The organism is Microbulbifer elongatus, assembly GCF_021165935.1.
GTDB classification, from domain to species: domain Bacteria; phylum Pseudomonadota; class Gammaproteobacteria; order Pseudomonadales; family Cellvibrionaceae; genus Microbulbifer; species Microbulbifer elongatus.
In genome coordinates this window covers 1,864,800-1,885,153 of sequence record NZ_CP088953.1, presented here as the reverse complement: position 1 = coordinate 1,885,153, position 20,354 = coordinate 1,864,800, and the positions used below count along the sequence as shown (strand labels likewise).

Below are 20,354 nucleotides of genomic sequence, written 5' to 3'. Positions count from 1 at the left end.
TGCTCATGTCCAAATTTATTAATTTGTACGGGTATTTATTTTCGGCCTTGGGGCGCCCTGCTAGAGGTTGCCTCTGAACCAGTGCTTCACCTTGTCCCACCACTGGTTTTCGTCATTTTTGACTCGGGGTTGACTACCCTTGTTTTCTTCAGCCTTGATGGCGTACATCAGCAAACCCACCCCAGTGGAATAGATGGGGTTACTGACAATGTCGGTCAGCCCGGCAATGCCCTGCGGCACTGCGAGGCGCACGGGCATATGGAAAATTTCTTCGGCCAGTTCGACCGCGCCTTCCATTTTCGAAGAGCCGCCGGTCAGTACGATACCCGCTGCACACAGGTCTTCGAAGCCGCTGCGGCGCAACTCCGCCTGCACCAGAGTAAACAGTTCGTCGTATCGGGGCTCCACGACTTCCGCAAGCGCCTGTCGCGACAGGTCCCGCGGTGCCCGATCACCCACGCTCGGCACCTTGATGGTTTCCCCTTCACGCGCCAGCTTTGCCAGGGCGCAGGCATATTTGATTTTCAGGTCTTCCGCATGAGGGGTCGGCGTACGCAGGGCCATGGCGATATCGTTGGTGACCTGATCACCGGCGATCGGAATTACTCCGGTATGGCGAATGGAGCCTCCGGTAAACACCGCGATATCGGTGGTACCACCACCGATATCCACCATGCACACACCCAGCTCTTTTTCGTCATCGGTCAACACTGCATAGCTGGATGCCAACTGCTCCAGAATGATGTCTTCGACTTCCAGGCCACACCGGCGAATACACTTCTCGATATTCTGTGCCGCATTCACCGCGCCACTCACCAGGTGCACTTTGGCTTCGAGACGCACACCGGACATCCCCAGAGGTTCTTTCACCCCCTCCTGGCTATCGATCAGATACTCCTGAGGCAGGGTGTGCAGTATTTTTTGGTCCGCCGGGATCGCCACCGCCCGCGCCGCGTCAATCACACGGTCCAGATCCTGTTGGGTCACTTCGCGGTCCTTGATTGCCACGATGCCGTGGCTGTTGAGACTGCGAATATGACTTCCAGCAATCCCCGCGTACACCGAGTGGATCTCACAGCCCGCCATGAGTTCGGCTTCTTCCACAGCGCGCTGGATAGACTGCACCGTGGATTCAATATTCACCACCACGCCCCGCTTCATACCGGTAGAGCGGTGAGAGCCGATACCGACGATATTCAATTCGCCGTCTCCGGAAACTTCACCAACGATCGCCACCACCTTGGATGTACCGATATCCAACCCGACGATCATGCGTGGTTCTGAGGATTGTGTCATTCGTATTTCAACCTCGCGGGACATTGCGCCGATCCACATTGTGCATGTCGGATCAGGGCCAGGTACCGCTTTTTATCTGCCTGTTTTGTTGTCAGTTCTGTTTGTTTTCCGTTGGTTTCCACCGCACCGCAACTGCGTTGTTATAGCGGGCATCGACGCCCGCAATTTTCTGCAGATGCGGCGCCAGCACGCCGCGTGTCAAACTGAGAAAACGGTCAACCCGCTCCAGCAGTTCATCGTGCCCAAGTTGGAGGTGAATACCGCTCACCAGTTCCAGCTGCCAGCCCGCCAGATCATCGAATGACAGGCGGCGCACTTCCATATCCTTGGTGGTCAATAACCCGGCCAGGGCCTGGTATTGCAGCATGATGCGGTCCACCAGATCTGCGTCCCCGGCCAACTCCGGCAGCCGCAGATCGTTCAAATTTTCCGGTCGCGGTAACAAAGCACCGCTGGCAATCAGAAGCTGGTCCTCCCCCCAGATGGCCAGAGGCTCGGCCTCCTCGACCACCACCTCCACGCCGTTGGGCCAGCGGCGGCTCACGGATGCATTGACAATCCATGGGTCCGCCAACAGTGCCTCGCGCATCTCGTCGATGTTCATGGCAAAAAAACCATCCCGCAGATGCGGCAACAAGATGTCCTCGATTGCCTTTTCACTCACGGCGCGAAACGGGGCCTTCACGCGAACATTTTCCAGGGCGTCCATACGGCTCAATTCGACCGCCGGCGCCTTTTGCCAAAGCCAGTGCGCGCTATAGCCCAGACCGCCGGCAACCAGCAACAGCATGCACACCATGCCCAGAATCCGCAGAACGCCCGGTGCGGATGCCTGATCGGGATCGGGCAGCGCCCTTGCTCCGCGCACTGGCTTTTTCGGCTTTCTGCCCTTCGCCCCCTGTCCACGAGGCGATTTTTTTTCTCTGGCCACCGTCGATTACCGCCGCCCGCTATTTGTCACCAAGCCGCCATTCCGACAGCTGCTGGGCCAGGCCACCGACATTGCCGGCCCCCTGGGTCAGTACGATGTCCCCCGGCTCCAGCAGATCCGCGAGAATTGGCGGTACCTGATCCACCGTTTCCGCGAAAATCGGATCCACTTGTCCTCGGTTGCGAATGCTGCGCGCCAGCGTCCGCCCATCGGCGCCGGGGATTACCGCTTCACCCGCGCTGTATACATCCAGAAGAACCAGTTTGTCGACCTGGGAAAGTACCTGAACAAAATCTTCAAACAGATCGCGGGTCCGCGTGTAACGATGCGGCTGGTACACCATCACCAGGCGTCGCTCTGGCCAGCCGTCCCGGACCGTCTTGATGGTGGCGTCCACTTCCCGCGGATGGTGGCCGTAATCGTCCACCAACATCACAGTATCCGCATCTTTGTCGTCGCTGACCGGATACTCGCCATAAATCTGGAAGCGTCGCCCGACCCCCTGAAATCCTTTCAGCCCTTCACGAATGGCATCGTCACTTACCCCTTCTTCAGAGGCCACCGCAATGGCTGCGGTCGCGTTCAGGACATTGTGAATCCCGGGCACATTGACACAGACGTCGATCACACTGCCATCCGGACGCAGGACATCGAAGAAACTGCGCAGGGGCTCCTGGCGCACGTTGCGAATGTGGAAATCGTTGGTTCCCTCAAACCCGTAAGTGGCAACCGGGCGCGCCAGCCGGGGAATAATCTCCTGCACGTTGCCATCGTCGCCACACATGACCGCCAGACCGTAGAACGGCAGGTTGTGGATAAAATCGATAAAGATCTGCTTTACCTTTTCGAAATCTCCACCGTAGGTTTCCATGTGATCCGCATCGATATTGGTCACCACTGTAACCATCGGCTGCAGGTGCAGAAACGATGCATCGCTCTCGTCGGCTTCCGCTACCAGGTAGCGGCTTTCACCCAGTGCCGCATTCGCACCGGCACTGTTTACCAATCCTCCGATCACAAACGTGGGGTCTTTGCCATCCGCCGCAAAGATCGAGGCGATCAGGCTGGTCGTGGTGGTTTTCCCATGCGTACCCGCCACCGCAATACCGTAGCGATAGCGCATCAGCTCACCGAGCATTTCTGCACGGCGCACCACGGGAATCCGGTTTTCCCGCGCTGCAGTCAACTCGGGGTTATCTCCGTAAATGGCCGAGGAGTTCACCACCACATCCACGTCGCGGACATTTTCCGCAGTGTGACCGATCTGTACCGTAACGCCCAGGCTGCGCAGCCGGTCGGTTACTTTGCTTTCGCGGAGGTCCGAGCCGGACACTTCATAACCCTGGTTCTGCAGTACCTCCGCGATACCGCTCATACCCGCACCGCCTATGCCGATGAAGTGGATGCGGCGAATGCGGCGCATGGCGGGGACGTGGTAATGACGCTCACCGGTTTCACTCATAACTTTTCCTGATTCGGTGCTCTCTGAACTTTGCTTGGACATCTCAGCACCCCAATTCTTCACGGCACACCGACAGTACCCGCGCAGTCGCATCGGGCTTGGCCACGCGACGCGCGGCTTCGGCCATGGCCAGTAATGTTTTCGGATCAGCAAACAGACTTTGCAACTGACTCGCCAATTGATCTGCCTCCAGGTCATCCTGCTGGATCACCTGGGCGGCGCCCGCCTGTTGCAACCACTCGCCATTTTTTGTCTGGTGATCGTCAATCGCAAACGGGAAGGGCACCAGAATCGCGCCCAGCCCCGCCGCTGCGATTTCCGATACGGTCAGCGCGCCAGACCGGCAGATCACCAGATCCGCCTGACTGTAGGCCGCTGCCATATCGGCAATAAATGGAACGACGTCCGCCGCCACCCCGACCCGCTCGTAGGCCTCCTTTGCCACATCCAGATGCCGTTGGCCCGCCTGATGAACGACCTGCGGTCGTTCTTCCTCGTGTATTTTTGCCAGCGCCTGCGGCACCAGCTCGTTGATGGCCACGGCACCCAGGCTTCCACCAAGGATCAACAGGCGCAGTGGCTGTTTTGTTCCCACCCGTTCAGCCGGTGCGGGCAACCGGGAAATTTCCTCGCGGACCGGGTTGCCCACTTCTTCCGCGTTCGGCAGGCCGCTGGGGAAAGCTTCCAGTACACGGTTCGCCACTCTTGCCAGCAGCCGGTTGGTAGTACCGGCTACCGCATTCTGCTCATGAATAATCAGGGGCACTCCGGCGAGCCGCGCGGCCACGCCACCGGGGCCAGTGGCAAAACCACCAAAGCCCAGAACGGCATCTGGCGCCACCGCTTTTACTACCTTGCGGGCCTGCCATACCGCCTTGCTGATCTGCAATGGCGCTTTCAGCAGGGCCGCTTTTCCCTTTCCGCGAATACCTTCCACGGTAATGAAATGCAGCGGAATATTGGCCGCAGGAATCAATTGCGATTCGATTCCGCGCCTGGTGCCCAGCCACTCAATCGCAGCGCCCTGTTCCCGCAAGGCATTGGCCACTGCCAGTGCCGGAAACACGTGGCCGCCAGTACCGCCGGCCATCATCAGAATTTTTTTGCCGGCAAAAGGCTTGGCTGCTTCATCTACGCTCATCACGCCGCCTCCCCGGTTTTTCGATCACCCAGCTGTAGTGGATTGAATATCGGCAGCTGGCTGATTCGAGCAAGACGACCTTCGTCGTCACCCTGTTCACTATTCAGTTCTTTCTGCGCGCGCCAGGCCAGTGCAAACAGTCCAAAGCACACCACGAGGCTGGAACCACCGGAACTGACAAACGGCAGTGTCAGCCCTTTGGTCGGCAGAAGCCCCGATGCCACCCCCATATTCACGAAGGCCTGCCCGGCCAGCAGTACCGCAATACCGAAGGTCAGCAAGGCCGCAAAGTACGCCTGTTTCTGTAGCGCTCTGCGCACCAGTCGCAACAATGACCAGGTCAGCGCACTGTACAGGGCTATTACCAGCAAGCCCCCAACCAGCCCCCACTCTTCCGCGAGAATCGCAAACACAAAGTCGGTGTGCGCCTCCGGCAGGTAAAACAGCTTCTGCACGCTGTTACCAAGCCCCACGCCAAACCACTCACCACGACCGAAAGCAATCAGGGACTGCGTAAGCTGATAACCGGCCGCGTACTGCTCCGCCCAGGGGTCCCAGAATGTGGTGAGACGCTGAAGTCGGTATGGACTGAAAATCGCCATCATTACCAACCCGCAGGCCGCCAGCGCTACCAGCATGAATGTATGCGGCAATCGCGCCCCCGCAAGAAATACCATCGCCAGAGCGGTCCCCGCGATCACGACGACAGAGCCAAAATCCGGCTCCAGCAGCAACAGAATTGCCACAATGGCCAATACGGAAATTGGCACCATAAAGCTGCTCCAGTGCCGCAACTTCTCCTGACGACGGGTCAGGAAACTGGCAAAAAATACCAGACAGCAGAACTTGGCAATCTCTGCTGGCTGCACGGTTATCGGCCCCAGGGCTATCCAGCGCATACTGCCGTTGACCGCACGCCCCACACCGGGGATCAAGACCACCAACAACATGGCGCAGGCAAAAATCAATAATGTCCACGACAGGTTGGACCAGGTACTGAGTGAAACCCGACTCAGTACAAAGGCACCGGAGACCCCCACAGCCAGAAACACCAGATGCCGTTTGAGGAAGTACCACTGGTCCCCATACAGATCCGCGGCGTAGGCGACCGACGCAGAAGCGACCATGACGACACCAATACTTGCCAGAGCGGCGACACAGAATGGCAGCACCCAGGCGTAGGGATCCGTCTCCTGATTGGCAGCGGTCAGCGGCAACTTGCTCATGGCTCGCTCCGTTTCGCGGCATGGTGGGCACCCGCGCCCTCAGTCGACAAAAACTGCTGGACCACGCGTCGGAAGTCTTCACCGCGCGCCTCAAAATTGCGGTACATGTCGAAACTCGCACACGCCGGAGAAAGCAGCACATAATCACCGGCTTGTGCCAGGGCACTGGCTTTTTGCACCGCTTGCGGCATATCACTGGCGGAGGCGTGGGCAACACTGTCGGCAAAAACCCGCGCGATTTGCGGCCCATCCACACCGATGGTCACCAGGCCACGCAGGGTATTCGCGGCTTCTGCGAGGGGCGCAAAATCAGCCCCCTTACCATCGCCACCGGCGATCAACACGATTTTGCGCCCGTCTTCCGCCAGTCCGTCCAGTGCGGCCCGCGTGGCGCCAACATTGGTACCTTTGGAGTCGTTCACGTAAATGACTCCACCCTGGTCACCCACCCGCTCACAACGGTGCGCCAGCCCGGTGAAACTGCGCAGTGTCTCAAGCATCGGCGCCAGGGGGATGCCCACCGCATTGCCGAGCGCCAGTGCCGCGAGCGCATTGGCCACGTTATGGCTCCCCACCATGGCCATGTCGCTGGTGCGCATAAGCTTTTCCGAGCCCTTGGCCAGCCATTGCCCGGCTGCATCGACAATCACACCAAACTGACGCAGATCCGGCCGGTCGAGACCAAAACTCCACTCCATCCGGTCTTTGCCCAATGGCCCACGGGTGAGCGCGTCTGCACGATTGACCACCAGCTGCTCCGCGTGGCGGTATACCCTCTGCTTCGCCTGATGGTAGGCCGCCATATTGGCGTACCGATCCATGTGATCGGCGCTGATATTCAGAATGGTTGCGACGTCCGGTGCCAGTGAATAAGTCGTTTCGAGCTGAAAACTGGACAGCTCCAATACGAAAACATCCGACAGTGCCTGGCCACAGCGCTCTAGCATGTCCAGAACCGGGATGCCGATGTTGCCCCCCACTTCCACACGCATTCCCGCGGCTTCCACCATTTTTCCCATCAGGGTGGTGACGGTGCTTTTACCGTTGGACCCGGTGATCGCGATCACCTTTGGCTTTACCTCAGCACGAGCGATCTCCCGGGCAAAAAGCTCAATATCGCCGACCACCGGGATACCTGCAGTTACCGCCGCCGCAATTGCGGGCTCAGCGACACCAATACCCGGGCTCACGATAATTTCGCTGGCCCCCAGCAGGGTTTCCCGGTTCAGCGGACCGCACTCCACCGCGACCTCCGGATAGTCAGCCTGGAACTGCGCCAGCGCGGGCGGGGCCTCGCGACTATCAACAACCACCGGAGCAATTCCCTGGCGCAGCAGATAGCGCACCACCGATTGCCCGGTAGCGCCCAGTCCGATCACCACTTTTTTCTCCGAAGTTGCAATAAGGCTCATTGGCTTTTTATGTTTTCCGCGATTCCCGAATGTGTTTGCTTAACGTAATTTGAGCGTTGCCAGCCCAGCCAGCACCAGTACCACGGTGATAATCCAGAAGCGTACGATCACGCGCGGCTCCGGCCACCCTTTCAATTCAAAGTGGTGGTGGAGTGGCGCCATGCGAAAGATGCGCTTACCGGTCAATTTGAAAGATGCGACCTGCAGGATGACCGACACAGTTTCCATCACAAAAACACCACCCATGATGAACAACACGATCTCGTGGCGAGTAATGACCGCGATAATGCCGAGGGCAGCACCCAGTGCGAGAGCGCCTACATCCCCCATGAATACCTGTGCCGGGTAGGTGTTGAACCAGAGAAACCCGAGCCCGGCACCGCCCAGTGCAGCACAGAACACCGCTAGCTCACCCGCACCAGAAATGGACGGAATATGCAGATAGGTGGCAAATTCCACATGGCCTACCAGATAGGCAATGACACCCAGAGCACCGCCGACCATTACCGAAGGCATGATGGCCAAGCCGTCCAGGCCATCGGTCAGATTTACCGCGTTACTGGATCCCACCACGACGAAATACGTCAGCAGAATAAATGTGACCGGCCCCAGGTTAATCGCCACGTCCTTGAAAAAAGGTACAAACAACTGGGTTTCCGCAGGCGAGGTGGCCGTCATGTACAGATAGATGGCAGCACCCAGGCCGGCAACCGACTGCCAGAAATACTTCCAGCGGGCGATCAACCCCCGGGAGTTCTTCTCCACCACTTTTTTGTAGTCGTCCACAAAGCCCACGGCGCCAAACACGAAAGTCACCAGTAAGGTGACCCACACCAACCGGTTACTCAGGTCAGACCAGAGCAAGGCTCCGGAAAAAATCGCCGCAAGAATCAGGGTGCCACCCATCGTGGGTGTGCCGGATTTGCTCAGGTGGGATTGCGGTCCATCATCCCGCACCGCCTGACCGACCTGAAGGCGGTTGAGCCAGGTAATCATGCGAGGACCTACCAACAGGGATATTCCCAGCGCCGTCAGAGCACTGAGAATTGCGCGCACGGTCAGGTAGTCAAAGACCGCGAAGCCTTTTTCGAATTGTTGTAAATATTCAGCCAGCCAAAGCAGCATGGGTTAAACCTTCTCTTGATTCCCGTTGGTCAGTGCCTGCACAACCAGTTCCATTCGCGCACTGCGGGAACCTTTCACCAGCACAGTGGTGCTTTCATCCAGTTCCGAGGCCAGCGCTTCAATCAGCGGCTCGCGTTCGGAAAAATTTCTTTGTCCGTGTTGACGACCGGCGGCGAACTCCACACTCGCGGCGCCGCTCAAAGTGCCCAGGGTAAACAACTGATCGATACCGCGCTCCCGGGCCAGTCTGCCCATATCCCGGTGGGCGCTGTCTGCTTCGGGCCCCAGCTCTGCCATATCCCCGAGCACCAGGACCTTTTTGCCATTGCGCTGCGCCAGCAGCTCAATCGCCGCACTGACCGAACCCGGGTTGGCGTTGTAACTGTCATCAATGACTGTCGCTCCTTTGCGGCCTGGGAGTGATTGCATCCGCCCGCCCACACCGCTGGCCGCGCTCAGGCCACTGGCGATTTCCGCAACCGGGATTCCGGCCGCGTGAGCGCAGCCCGCTGCCACCAGAGCGTTGTGTACATTGTGTTCACCCAGCACCTGCAGTTTCACCGGATGGGACACGCCTTCGACCACAAGGTCAAAGGCTGCGCACCCCAGTGCATCCATCTGGATATTGACCGGATGAATTGCACACTGGTGACCAAAGCCCACCTCCAGGGCGCGCACCCCTTCGGGCATTTCACCGCGCCAGTAATCCGCGTAGTTATCATCGGCATTCAATACCGCCACGCCCCCTGGATCGAGGGTGGTATAGATCTGCCCCTTGGCGGTCGCAATACCATCCACGGATCCAAAACCTTCCACGTGCGCGGGCATCACATTGTTGACCGCGGTGATGCCGGGCCTGGCAATCCCGCACAGGTAGCCAATTTCATTGGGGCCGCTGGCTCCCATTTCCACAATCAGAACTTCGTGTTCCGGTGACAGGGAAAACAGGGTCATGGGCACACCGAAGTGATTGTTCAGGTTGCCTCTTGTCACACACACCCGGTGGCGCTGAGCGAAAATCGCCGCCATCATTTCTTTCACTGTGGTTTTTCCACAGGATCCGGTAATACCGATCACCGGACCGTTGAACTGCTCTCGACACAAACGACCAATCTGTCCAAGTGCAATACTGGTATCCGCCACAATCCACTGGGGCATGGTGGAGTTTTCCAGGCGCTGTTCGGTAACGACACCGAGCACCTTTCCGTCTACGGCGGGAAGGAAATCGTGTGCATCGAAGTTCTCACCACGCAACGCCACGAACAGGGCCCCGGCATCCAGCTTGCGTGTATCCGTGCACACCGCATCGAAGCACACCGAGCCATTGACCAGCTCGCCGCCGAAACGCTGTTGCAGCTGTTGCAGTGAGAGTGGCGCGATCATTGTTCGCTCCCTGCGGTGATGCGCTGCTGCAGTGCGGCAGTTGCCTGCTCGCGATCGCAGAAATGCAACTTTTCACCACCAACCAGCTGGTAGTCCTCGTGCCCCTTGCCGGCAATCAGGACAATGTCGCCGGGCGCAGCCTGCGCGATGGCATACGCGATAGCTTCCGCGCGGTCGATTTTCACTGCGCAGGTAGTTTCAGCCGCGTTTTGCAGGCCATCGGTACCCTGCAGGATATCGTCGATAATTTTCTGTGAATCTTCACTGCGCGGGTTATCACTGGTCACCACTGCCCGGTCGGACAGCTCCACCGCAATTCGCCCCATGGGAGCACGCTTGCCAGTATCCCGGTCGCCGCCACACCCGAACACACACCACAATTTTCCGCGGCAGTAAGGGCGCGCCGCTTCCAGCGCTGCGCGCAGTGCATCCGGGGTATGGGCGTAGTCCACCAGGACACTGATTTGCTCCGCGCCATCAACTACCACACGCTCCATGCGCCCCGGCACCGGCCGAATGTCTGCAAAAGCGGTCAGAATTGCTTCCAGCGGCATACCTGCCGCACCCGCTGCGGCGACAACCGCCAGCGCGTTGTGAATATTGAAGTCACCGATTAAGGGCGCTCTCAGCTCACCCTCGCCCCACGGGGTGATCAGGTGCACGGAAAAGCCACTGTCCAGACGTTTCAGATCCCGGATCTGCAAGTCGCCGGACTGCAGCCCGTAGGTAATGGTTTTCAGACCGCGCAGCTTGCAGCGCTCCACCATCTGCGCTCCGAATGGATCGTCGATATTGATTACGCCGCGCTTTAGCTTTGGCAGGCCAAACAGCTTTTCTTTGGCAGCGCCGTAAGCCGCCATATTGCCGTGGTAATCCAGGTGATCCCGTGTCAGGTTGGTGAATACCGCAGTATCAAATTCCAGCCCGTGCACACGCCCCTGAGCCAGGGAATGGGAAGACACTTCCATGGCACCGGCGCGGGCACCCTGGACATAGAATTCGGCGTAATCCTTCTGCAGACGCACGGGGTCGGGGGTAGTCAGGCCGGTATCCACGAGCTCGACGTCGCCGTCTTTCCATACACCGTTGCCGATCGTGCCCATGACCGCAGCACGACCAAAGTGTGCCGCCAAAAGCTGCGAGGTCAGATATGCACAGGTGGATTTTCCGTTGGTACCGGTTATCCCGACCAGATACATGGAAGCACTGGGATTCCCGTAAAAACGCGCGGCTATTTCGCCGACCCGGGCCGCAAGGCCGGGTACGGACACAATCTGAATACCATTGCGCTCCTCGCTACCGAGCGTCTCGCCATCCGCCAGAACCACGGCGGCGCCTGCGGCAATGGCACTGTCGATGAATTCACGCCCATCCACCACCGTACCGCGCAACGCCATAAATACATCGCCCGCCTGTACCTGACGGCTATCGAGAGCGACGCCGGTGACGGCAATATCGGGGATACCGGCATAGCCCGGCACCAGGGTAGCCAGGGATACGGCGCCATTTTGTGTCTGATTCCGCTGGGTCACGATGTAGTACCTCTCTCGTCCAGCTGCGTCGCCAACTGCTGCTCAGCCGGCGCGATTTTCTCCGGTGGCACCTGCAGCAAACGCATGGCGCCAGTCATCACTTTTCCAAACACCGGCGCAGCGACTTCACCGCCGTAGTATTTGGTGCTGGTGGGGTCGTCGATCACCACCACCGCCGCCAGGCGCGGGTTATCCGCCGGCACAAACCCCGCAAACACCGAGCGGTAGCGGTTGTCCGCGTAACCTTCGCTGCCTACCTTGTGTACGGTGCCGGTTTTACCGGCCACCCGGTAACCTTCTACCGCTGCGTGCCGGCCGGTTCCTTCCGGGCCGATTACCGTTTCGAGCATGGCGGTGACTTCCCTTGCCAGCTCGGATTCCACCACCCGGTCAGCGTCCTGAGGCGTTTTTCCGGGTTCCAGAATCAGCGAAACCGGGCGTTTGAGCCCGGCGTTCGCGACGACACTGTAGGCCTGCGCCAGTTGCACTGCGTTCACTGTTAAACCGTAGCCGAAAGCAAAGTTGGCCAGCTCAATGGGGTGCCATCGTCCCCGGGTTGGCAATATTCCCGGCGCCTCCCCGGGGAATCCGCTGCCAACCGCTTCGCCCAGCCCCAACCGGTAAAACAACCCACGCAGGGTTTCCGGCTCGAGATCCATCGCCACCTTGGTAATCCCCACCTGGCTGGATTTGGTGATGACCCGGGTCAGGTCAATTTCGCCATAGTTCACGGGATCCAGCAGAGTCTTACCCGGCAGGCGGATATAGCCGGGACTGGTATTGATCCGGGTATGCGGCTGCCAGCGCCCGGTTTCCAGCGCGGCCAGAGCGGTCAGCGGCTTGATGGTGGAGCCCGGCTCAAACTGGTCGATCAGCGCGCGGTTGCGCATGGCGGCCGCTTTGACCCCGGCGCGGTTATTGGGGTTGAACGAGGGCTGATTGGCCATTGCCAACACATCACCGGTTCGGGTATCCAGAATCACCATATAGCCGGAGGCCGCGCCGTTTTCCGCAACCGCCTTTTTCAGCTCGCGGTACGCCAGATACTGCAGACGCATATCAATCGTGAGTTGCAGATCGCGCCCCGGGCGCGCTTCCTGCTTCACCGCCAGATCCCGCACGGTGCGACCTTTCAGATCCTTGACGACCTGCCGCTTACCGGGTTCCCCCGCAAGCGATTGCTCGTAGGCCAGCTCGAGCCCCTCCTGCCCGAGATCGTCAATATCAGTAAAGCCCAGCAACTGCGCCGTGACTTCACCGGCAGGGTAAAAGCGACGGTATTCTTTTTTGCTGTAGACCCCGGCAAGATCCAGACTGAGCACTTTCTGTGCGCCCTCGGGCGTCATATGCCGACGCAGGTACATAAACCCTTTGTTGCGATACTTTTCCAGACGCTTGGCAAGCCGTGCCGGTGGTGTATCCAGCGCAGCAGCCAGATTCCGCAGCTGCGCCGCATCCGCCTCCTTCAGTAGCTGCGGGTTGGCCCAGATGGTGTGCACCGGAGTACTAACGGCGAGTAACTCGCCATTGCGATCCACAATGCTGCCGCGATAGGCGGCGATCTCTTCAGTGCGGATGGTTCGGGCGCGCCCCTGGTCCTGCAGGAAGCGGTATCCCCGGTCCTGCTCCGGCAGCACCTGTAAACCGGCCAGGTGCACCACAAGTGCTGCGGCAAGCGCGCACAGCAGCCCCGCCACCAGCGCGAAGCGCCAGCGGGCGATCCCCTGCTGCTGTTGTTGCTGCTGCTTTTTCACGGCACCCATGCTTGAGGCTTCCCTGATTCCCTTTTCTTATCCGATTGCTTGCGACTAATTCGCAGTGACCAACACACGCTCCGATGGTTTGGGCGCATGCATATTCAGTTGTTCTTTCGCCACCTGCTCAATGCGGCTGTATGCCGACCAGGCGCCCCGCTCCAGAAGCAGGCGCTCCTGCTCATAGCGCAGTTCGTCCCGATAACGCTGCGCCTGCTCGAGCTCCGCCGTCAGCACCCGACTCTGGTGCGTGGTGTGCACCACCCCCAGAGCGGAAACCATCACCAGCCCCCAGAGGCTGACTATCCACCACCTGTTACCTGTGCGCGCCACCATTGCCAATGATCAATCCGCCAACCGTTCGGCAACCCGCATCACGGCGCTGCGTGAGCGGACGTTTTCACCGACTTCCTCCGCTTCGGCCTTTACCGCTTTGCCGATGGAGCGCAGTGTCTTGCGTATCTGACTGTCCATCACCGGCAGACCACGGGGCAGCTGCGGCCCCTTTTCCTGATCACGGATAAACCGCTTCACAATGCGATCCTCCAGTGAATGGAAGCTGATAATCACCAGACGACCACCGGGCTTCAGCAGTGTCAACGACTTGTCCAGAGCCTGATACAGGTCGTCCAGCTCTCCATTTATATGGATGCGAATCGCCTGAAATACCCGAGTGGACGGATGCTTGCCTTTTTCCCAGGCCGGGTTTGCCGCTTTCACCACTTCCGCCAGGTCCAGCGTTCGCGTAAATGGTCGCTCCGCCCGCCGCCGCGCAATGGCCCCCGCCATACGCCGCGCAAACCGCTCTTCGCCGTACTCTTTGAACACCCGCGCCATTTCTTCTTCGGACTCGGTGTTCACCCACTCCGCGGCGCTCATCCCGCGGCTGGTATCCATGCGCATATCCAGCGGGCCGTCCTGCATAAAGCTGAAGCCGCGCTCCGCCTGGTCCAGCTGGGGTGACGACACCCCGAGATCCAGCAGAATTCCGGCTACCTGCCCCGCACGATCGGCAACCGCCTGATCCATGTCCGCAAAAGAGCCGTGCCAGATGGAAAAACGCGGCTCTGCGGTAAAGCGCTCGCGGGCAAACGCAACGGCCTGCGGATCTTTATCCACCGCCACCAGCTGGCCGGCATCGCTCAACTGCTCCAGCACCAGCGCACTGTGACCACCGCGCCCAAACGTGCCATCGATATACAAGCCGCCCGGATCCACCACCAGGGCGTCCACAGCCTCGCGCAACAACACACTGCGATGCAGATCCTGGGACACCCCGTTCTCCTGCGATTGATTGAATTTGTTTACAGGGAGAGAGAAGCCATCTCTTCTGGCATCTCACCATCCCCCTCACTGTCGTCGAGCCAGTCCATCCAGCGGTCCTCGCTCCACAACTCCAGCTTTTTCCCCTGCCCCACCAGCATCAACTTCTTTTCCAGCCCCGCATACTCACGCAGGGTGGGCGGGATCAGTACGCGGCCGTTGCCGTCCACCTGCAGCTCACAGGCATAACCGATCAAAAGTCGCTGGGCGCGACGCGCCACCTTGTTAAAGCTGGATAGCGCCTCGATCTTTGGAAGAATCTCGCGCCACTGGGCATCAGGATAGACGAGCAGACAGCGCTCTTCCGTATGCGCCGTCACAACCAGGCGACCACCGCAATCTTCCAGCAGCGAGTCTCTCACTCGCGCCGGAATCGCCAGACGCCCCTTGGCGTCCATATTGATTGCGTGACTGCCCAGATACATGGATCAGCGTTTACTCAGTTGGTAACCAATGTTGTTCTTGCGGGCTGGCACTTTTTGCCACCGGGCGGCGTGAGAATGCGTAAATAACCACTCACCACCACATTCGCCCCACTTTGCCCCACAAACTTCCACTTTTCTCCACCTACGACACTATAAATCTGGACGCAACAAAGTCAAGGAAATAGAAGGGATAAACACGGAAAAGACCCAGTATTTTCGCGGCCTGCAGGCGAAGTGTTCACATTTCAGACAGAGGGGAAACTGTGCAAAACAGCAGCAAAGCAAGCACTTACTTTGCCAACTTGATAATTCACTTTAACTTCCGCCGCGAGCCCCATGAGCAGCCTCGAAAACCACAAAAGTGAGCAGACACTTACAGGAACCCGCCAACCACCTCTGCACGCAAGGGAAAATTGCGCCAATCGCGGACTCGGGCGCCACGCCCTATCATTGGACCGACAGAAGCGGTTTTGCCGGGGTGCAACCACGGATAGAACAGAGAGGCATATAAAAATCAGCTTTTATTATTTTTAATGGACTTCGACACGCTGTAGCTTTGCCCTATCCAAAATTCAGCAGGAATTGATCGACATGGGCCTATCCGCCGGACTGAGCAAACAGAGCGCTCCCACGCGCACCTTCCATCACGGTGCCGATCTGGACGCGCTCAACCAGCGCTTTAAAGACAGCAAGCCCAGCGAGATCATGGCTTTCACCATTGCGGAAGCCGAAAATCCCGTGGTCTTCACCAACTTCCGCCCCCTGGCCATCGCCTTTTTGCACCTGGTCACCCGCGCCAAGCCGGATATTCCCGTAATCTGGGTGGATCACGGCTACAACACGCCGGAGACCTACCGCCATATCGAGAAGGTCATCAAGCTGCTGGACCTGAACCTGTACACCTACTCGCCAAAAATGTCCGCAGCCCACTACAACGCGGTGTACGGCGGCATCCCGCCGCTGGATACCCCGGAGCACGACTTCTTCTCCCGCACGGTGAAGCTGGAGCCGTTCAACCGCGCCATGCAGGAGCTGAAGCCGGACGTCTGGCTCAACGGCATCCGCCACGACCAGAACGCTCACCGCAAAGGGCTGGATGTGTTCACCAAGGGCAACCACGGCACCATTCGCGTAGCGCCGATGTTCCACCTCAGGGAGATTGATGTGGAAGAGTATGTTTACGAGAACGATCTGCCGGACAACGATGTGTACTTCGACCCGACGAAGGGTGAGGAGCATCGTGAGTGTGGGTTGCTGCTACAGAAGTAACACCCAATAGTCGACGCGAAGGGGCTGATATCGGGTATGGCCTTGCGAGACCTTCTGCGACAGGGATGTCGCGGAAGAGCCCCTAGGGATGGGTTGAGGGGGGGCGCCTAGCTCGTGTCTCGCAAGGCCATACCCGGTAGCAGCACCGCCACCGGGCCTTTCAAGTACCACCGCCGCTTGATTGAACCAGCAGCACAATCGCGTCACCGCTGTAGAGAAATAAGTCGAGTCAGCCGATAAGCCGGGTTCTGTCGCGGACAATCATTCATCTGGGATGCCTGTCACCAGACACCTCAAGCGACCTACCCGCCCCCAGTGCGGGTCACACCTACAAGCTTGCGCTATCGGGGGCCTATTTGGTCTTGCTCCGAACGGGGTTTACCGTGCCGCGGACTGTTACCAGCCGCGCGGTGCGCTCTTACCGCACCCTTTCACCCTTACCTGTACCCGCAAAAGCGGGCCATCGGCGGTCTACTCTCTGCTGCACTTTCCGTAGGCTCGCGCCCCCCAGGCGTTACCTGGCGTCCCACCCTATGGAGCCCGGACTTTCCTCCATCTCACCGCCCGAAAGCAGTAAAACAGCGATTGTCTGGCTGACTCGGGCGCGAAGGTTAATGAGCGCTGACTGAGGATGCAAGCCAAATCCCTTAACGACTTCGAAAAGAGCCTGTGGCGGCACTGCTCCCGGGTATCGCCTTTTGAGACACGCCGTGCACCCATCCATGGGGGCTCTGCGAAAACATCCCTGTTTTCGAAGGTCTCAAAAGGCGATACCCGGCATCAGCACCTTCGCATCCAAGCGCAGTCGCACTTCGCTACTTCTGCGACAACGACCAGTTGTACAGAACCTTCTTGTTTACCCCGGTAATCTCCGCAGCCACCGCCGCCGCCCGCTTGGGCGGCAATTCGGCCAATAGCAGCTTCATGACCCGCTCGGACTCACCGTCCAACGCCGAGGCCTTTGCCGCTTCCGCGCCGCGCACCAGCAACACTATCTCGCCACGCTGCTGATTGCTGTCCGCCCTCACCCACTCCACCAGCTCGGCCAATGGCAGCAGCTGAATCGTCTCGAATGCCTTGGTCAGCTCCCGTGCAATCACCGCCTCGCGCTGCCCACCAAAGCTCTCGGTCATCGCCTCCAGGGTCTCCAGCACCCGGTGTGGGGCCTCATAAAACACCATGGTGCGGGTTTCACTGGCCAGCGCAGAAAGCGCTTTCTGCCGCGCCAGGGACTTGGCTGGGAGAAAACCCTCGAAGGTAAAGCGGTCACTGGGCAGCCCCGCCGCAGACAGGGCGGCGACGAACGCGCAGGGGCCGGGAATGGGTACCACCGGAAAGCCCTGCTCGCGGGCCTCGCGCACCAGGCGGTAGCCGGGATCGGAGATCAGCGGGGTGCCGGCATCGGAGATCAGCGCGATGGTCTGCCCCTGGGCGAGGCGATCGAGAATCTTGCCGGTACGAATGTCGTCCGAGTGGTCATGGTAGGCAACCAGCGGCGTATCGATGGAAAAGTGGGAAAAAAGTCTCTGACTGTGACGGGTGTCTTCTGCCGCCACGAGATCCGCGGATTGTAGAACTTCAACGGCTCGCGGTACCATATCCGCCAAATTGCCAATGGGCGTCGCGACGATATAAAGCACCGCTGTATCAAGCCCCATAGTTCACTCCAGAATAAGTTTTGTGGGAGAAGAATATGTCCGCCCTTTCCCGGCGCATCCCCTTCATTTTAAATAGCCTGGCCGCAGGCACTCTGGCGCTGGCGCTGGCCGGCTGTCAGACACCCAGCACCCAGCCCGGCGCGCAGGTTCCGGCGGCCCCCGGCGATGCTCTGACCGCCAACCGCCAGAGCGCCATGCGCCTGATCAGCGAGGCGCGCCAGCTGCCGTCCCCGCAAAAAGACCAGACCCAGCTGCAGGCGGCCGCCATTCTATACGGATTGGGCGATAACGCGACGGTCAGGGACACCGCCAGCAACATTGACCCGGAACAGCTGACCGATTCCGAGTACGCCCAGTACGCGCATGTCTACGGCAGCGCGCTGGCCGCGGACGACGAGTTTTTCACCGCGCTGGATCTGGTCAGTGCCCCCCGCCTGGAGCAATCCTGGTTCCAGATCCCGGCGACCACCGCTCTGCCCCTGCGCAACCTGCGCGCCGACCTGTGGAGCCTGATGGGGGACATCGACAGCGGCATCAAGGAACGCCAGCGCATTGCCGGCTTGCCACTCGATGAGCAGGCAACCTACACCAATAACGACGGCCTCTGGCAGCTGCTGACCCAGCTGCCCTCCAAAGAGCTGCGCCTGCGCGCAGAAGAGAGCCTATCGCCGGAAATGCGCGCCTGGTACCAACTGGCGCTCCTGGGGCGCGACACCCAGGCCGATATCAGCACCCAACTGACCGCACTCAGCCGCTGGCGCCAGCAATGGCCGGCGCATACGGCGGTGCAGCATCCGCCTCAGGCTCTGCAGCTACTGGAGCAGCTGGCTTCGCAGCCGGCGCAGAATGTCGCACTGCTGCTGCCACTGTCCGGGCCCCTTGGGGCTGCCGGCCACGCTATTCGCGACGGTTTTATGGCCGCCTACTACAGCGCCCTGGATGCCGGTGCGCCCACGCCTCAGGTACAGGTCTACGACACCGGTACCGAGCAGCCATTTGAAGAGATTTACCAGACCGCCATCAACAACGGCGCCCAGGCGATTGTCGGCCCACTGGACAAGAGCAAGGTAGCCAACCTGCTGGCCACGGAAAGCCTGCCGGTCCCCACCCTTGCGCTCAACTATGGGGATGAAGGCCGCCTGACCGATGATCTGGTGCAGTTCGGTCTCGCGATTGAGGATGAAGCCCGGCAGGTGGCACAGCAGGCCTACCGTCAGGGGCATCGCCAGGCCATGATCCTGGCCCCGGAGTCCGGCTGGGGGCAACGGGGTCTGCAGGCGTTTACCGAAGAGTGGAACCGCCTCGGTGGCAGCGTCAGTGTCAGCCGCAACTACAAGGACAGCACCAATTTTTCCCAGCTGGTGAGCGATGCACTGCTGATCCCGGAGAGCAAGGAGCGCGAGCGCGCACTGCGCAGCAAACTGGCCACGCCACTGAAATTCACCCCGCGCCGCCGCGGCGATGTGGACATGCTTTTTGTGCTGGCGCAACCCCAACAGGCGCGGCAGATCAAACCCATGCTGTCATTCTTCTACGCGGGCGAGCTGCCGGTGTACGCCACCTCGCAGGTTTTTGCCGGCAACGTGGATCGCCAGCGCGATCGGGATATCAACGGTGTGCGGTTTACCGCTCTGCCCTGGCTCTTTGAAGACGACAACCAGACCAAACAGAATATTGTAAAGCAGGCAGCGCCAGCCCCCGCGTTTGCGCGCCTCTATGCGCTCGGTGCTGACGCTTTCCGCCTGTACCCGCGCTTGCCAATTTTGCGGCAGTTCCCGGACCAGCAGGTTTACGGCTTGACCGGCGCGCTCAGCCTGACCGCAGATGGACGGATTGTGCGAGAGCAGATCTGGGCAAAAATCGACAACGGCGCGCCGGTGCCGATCACCACGAATCAGGCCCCATCACGGCTCTCTGACGGCAGCGTGCGCAACTGAGCCCTGTAAAACCGATCGCACCCCTGTTTTAATCGGGGCGAAAACAAGATCGCTTTCCACGGATCCGGAAAGCCTGGAAAACGCGTATGGACACCACAAGCATTGGCAAGCAGATGGAAGCGGAGGCAGAACGGCACTTGATTGCCGCAGGCCTGCGCATTGTGGAGCGGAATTTTCGCGGGCGTTTTGGTGAGATCGATCTCATCGCCCGCGACGGCAATGCACTGGTGTTTGTGGAAGTGCGCTACCGACGCAACCGGATGTTTGGCGGCGCTGGAATTTCCGTGGATCATCGCAAGCAGCGCAAACTGCTGCTCACAGCGAATGGTTATCTGCAGATGCGCGGTCTGGACTGCCCTTGCCGTTTCGATGTCATCACCATCGAGCAGGACCGGTACAACAACACACTGAAACTCGACTGGATACAAGGCGCCTTCGGGCAATAGGCTCACCCTTCGTTCACCCACAGGAAACTACACA

17 protein-coding genes and 1 other RNA gene are annotated in these 20,354 nt (G+C 59.5%); 3 read left to right on the top strand and 15 right to left on the bottom strand.

From position 1 onward, the window contains the following. Window positions 1-60: 60 nt before the first annotated feature. The 13 genes from ftsA to mraZ all read right to left on the bottom strand — a co-directional run bounded on the left by ftsA (window position 61) and on the right by mraZ (window position 15,010). Window positions 61-1,296 (bottom strand): cell division protein FtsA, encoded by a 1,236-nt coding sequence (gene ftsA / locus LRR79_RS07760; RefSeq protein WP_231759785.1) that lies wholly within the window; start codon window positions 1,294-1,296, stop codon window positions 61-63. Window positions 1,297-1,387: 91 nt separating this feature from the next. Then, entirely contained in the window at window positions 1,388-2,164 is a 777-nt protein-coding gene (locus LRR79_RS07755) for a cell division protein FtsQ/DivIB (RefSeq protein ID WP_231759784.1), read from the bottom strand. A gap of 82 nt (window positions 2,165-2,246) precedes the next feature. Further along, window positions 2,247-3,689 (bottom strand): UDP-N-acetylmuramate--L-alanine ligase, encoded by a 1,443-nt coding sequence (gene murC / locus LRR79_RS07750; RefSeq protein WP_231759783.1) that lies wholly within the window; start codon window positions 3,687-3,689, stop codon window positions 2,247-2,249. 43 nt (window positions 3,690-3,732) lie between these two features. After that, window positions 3,733-4,830, bottom strand: coding sequence for an undecaprenyldiphospho-muramoylpentapeptide beta-N-acetylglucosaminyltransferase (murG, locus tag LRR79_RS07745; RefSeq protein ID WP_231759782.1), 1,098 nt, complete (start codon window positions 4,828-4,830; stop codon window positions 3,733-3,735). Then, entirely contained in the window at window positions 4,830-6,056 is a 1,227-nt protein-coding gene (gene ftsW, locus LRR79_RS07740) for a putative lipid II flippase FtsW (RefSeq protein ID WP_231759781.1), read from the bottom strand. Before ftsW ends, murG begins: the two co-directional genes overlap by 1 nt. Beyond that, window positions 6,053-7,468 carry a UDP-N-acetylmuramoyl-L-alanine--D-glutamate ligase gene (gene murD / locus LRR79_RS07735; protein ID WP_231759780.1) on the bottom strand — a complete coding sequence of 472 codons (1,416 nt, stop codon included), beginning with the start codon at window positions 7,466-7,468 and terminating at the stop codon, window positions 6,053-6,055. Before murD ends, ftsW begins: the two co-directional genes overlap by 4 nt. A gap of 39 nt (window positions 7,469-7,507) precedes the next feature. Further along, window positions 7,508-8,593 (bottom strand): phospho-N-acetylmuramoyl-pentapeptide-transferase, encoded by a 1,086-nt coding sequence (gene mraY / locus LRR79_RS07730; RefSeq protein ID WP_231759779.1) that lies wholly within the window; start codon window positions 8,591-8,593, stop codon window positions 7,508-7,510. A gap of 3 nt (window positions 8,594-8,596) precedes the next feature. Continuing rightward, entirely contained in the window at window positions 8,597-9,976 is a 1,380-nt protein-coding gene (locus tag LRR79_RS07725; RefSeq protein ID WP_231759778.1) for a UDP-N-acetylmuramoyl-tripeptide--D-alanyl-D-alanine ligase, read from the bottom strand. Next, window positions 9,973-11,508, bottom strand: coding sequence for a UDP-N-acetylmuramoyl-L-alanyl-D-glutamate--2,6-diaminopimelate ligase (locus LRR79_RS07720; RefSeq protein WP_231759777.1), 1,536 nt, complete (start codon window positions 11,506-11,508; stop codon window positions 9,973-9,975). The genes LRR79_RS07725 and LRR79_RS07720 overlap by 4 nt, the downstream gene beginning before the upstream one ends. Beyond that, on the bottom strand, window positions 11,505-13,271 hold the full coding sequence (locus LRR79_RS07715) for a peptidoglycan D,D-transpeptidase FtsI family protein (protein ID WP_231759776.1): 1,767 nt from the start codon (window positions 13,269-13,271) through the stop codon (window positions 11,505-11,507). Before LRR79_RS07715 ends, LRR79_RS07720 begins: the two co-directional genes overlap by 4 nt. A gap of 45 nt (window positions 13,272-13,316) precedes the next feature. Continuing rightward, entirely contained in the window at window positions 13,317-13,598 is a 282-nt protein-coding gene (gene ftsL, locus LRR79_RS07710; RefSeq protein ID WP_231759997.1) for a cell division protein FtsL, read from the bottom strand. A gap of 9 nt (window positions 13,599-13,607) precedes the next feature. After that, window positions 13,608-14,537, bottom strand: coding sequence for a 16S rRNA (cytosine(1402)-N(4))-methyltransferase RsmH (gene rsmH / locus LRR79_RS07705; protein WP_231759775.1), 930 nt, complete (start codon window positions 14,535-14,537; stop codon window positions 13,608-13,610). Between the two features lie 29 nt (window positions 14,538-14,566). Then, entirely contained in the window at window positions 14,567-15,010 is a 444-nt protein-coding gene (gene mraZ, locus LRR79_RS07700) for a division/cell wall cluster transcriptional repressor MraZ (protein ID WP_231759774.1), read from the bottom strand. 591 nt (window positions 15,011-15,601) lie between these two features. Here mraZ and LRR79_RS07695 point away from each other — a divergent pair. Further along, window positions 15,602-16,279, top strand: a complete 678-nt coding sequence (locus LRR79_RS07695) for a phosphoadenosine phosphosulfate reductase domain-containing protein (protein ID WP_231759773.1) — start codon at window positions 15,602-15,604, stop codon at window positions 16,277-16,279. Between the two features lie 221 nt (window positions 16,280-16,500). Here the strand turns inward: LRR79_RS07695 and rnpB are convergent. Then, window positions 16,501-16,880: RNase P RNA component class A (gene rnpB / locus LRR79_RS07690), an RNA gene on the bottom strand. Window positions 16,881-17,094: 214 nt separating this feature from the next. Continuing rightward, window positions 17,095-17,937, bottom strand: a complete 843-nt coding sequence (gene rsmI, locus LRR79_RS07685; RefSeq protein ID WP_231759772.1) for a 16S rRNA (cytidine(1402)-2'-O)-methyltransferase — start codon at window positions 17,935-17,937, stop codon at window positions 17,095-17,097. Window positions 17,938-17,972: 35 nt separating this feature from the next. Between rsmI and LRR79_RS07680 the strand changes: the two genes are divergently transcribed. Continuing rightward, entirely contained in the window at window positions 17,973-19,874 is a 1,902-nt protein-coding gene (locus tag LRR79_RS07680; protein WP_231759771.1) for a penicillin-binding protein activator, read from the top strand. 86 nt (window positions 19,875-19,960) lie between these two features. Further along, complete coding sequence (locus tag LRR79_RS07675) at window positions 19,961-20,320, top strand: YraN family protein (RefSeq protein WP_231759770.1); 360 nt, start codon at window positions 19,961-19,963, stop codon at window positions 20,318-20,320. Window positions 20,321-20,354 lie beyond the last annotated feature (34 nt).

Bases quoted from the DNA above. Each gene is read 5' to 3' on its own strand.
- mraZ (WP_231759774.1), bottom strand. From the start codon at position 15,010: ATGTATCTGGGCAGTCACGCAATCAATATGGACGCCAAGGGGCGTCTG.
- LRR79_RS07675 (WP_231759770.1), top strand. From the start codon at position 19,961: ATGGACACCACAAGCATTGGCAAGCAGATGGAAGCGGAGGCAGAACGG.
- ftsA (WP_231759785.1), bottom strand. From the start codon at position 1,296: ATGACACAATCCTCAGAACCACGCATGATCGTCGGGTTGGATATCGGT.
- murD (WP_231759780.1), bottom strand. From the start codon at position 7,468: ATGAGCCTTATTGCAACTTCGGAGAAAAAAGTGGTGATCGGACTGGGC.
- LRR79_RS07695 (WP_231759773.1), top strand. From the start codon at position 15,602: ATGGGCCTATCCGCCGGACTGAGCAAACAGAGCGCTCCCACGCGCACC.
- LRR79_RS07725 (WP_231759778.1), bottom strand. From the start codon at position 9,976: ATGATCGCGCCACTCTCACTGCAACAGCTGCAACAGCGTTTCGGCGGC.
- ftsL (WP_231759997.1), bottom strand. From the start codon at position 13,598: ATGGTGGCGCGCACAGGTAACAGGTGGTGGATAGTCAGCCTCTGGGGG.
- murC (WP_231759783.1), bottom strand. From the start codon at position 3,689: ATGAGTGAAACCGGTGAGCGTCATTACCACGTCCCCGCCATGCGCCGC.
- LRR79_RS07680 (WP_231759771.1), top strand. From the start codon at position 17,973: ATGTCCGCCCTTTCCCGGCGCATCCCCTTCATTTTAAATAGCCTGGCC.
- rsmI (WP_231759772.1), bottom strand. From the start codon at position 17,937: ATGGGGCTTGATACAGCGGTGCTTTATATCGTCGCGACGCCCATTGGC.
- murG (WP_231759782.1), bottom strand. From the start codon at position 4,830: ATGAGCGTAGATGAAGCAGCCAAGCCTTTTGCCGGCAAAAAAATTCTG.
- LRR79_RS07715 (WP_231759776.1), bottom strand. From the start codon at position 13,271: ATGGGTGCCGTGAAAAAGCAGCAGCAACAACAGCAGCAGGGGATCGCC.
- ftsW (WP_231759781.1), bottom strand. From the start codon at position 6,056: ATGAGCAAGTTGCCGCTGACCGCTGCCAATCAGGAGACGGATCCCTAC.
- mraY (WP_231759779.1), bottom strand. From the start codon at position 8,593: ATGCTGCTTTGGCTGGCTGAATATTTACAACAATTCGAAAAAGGCTTC.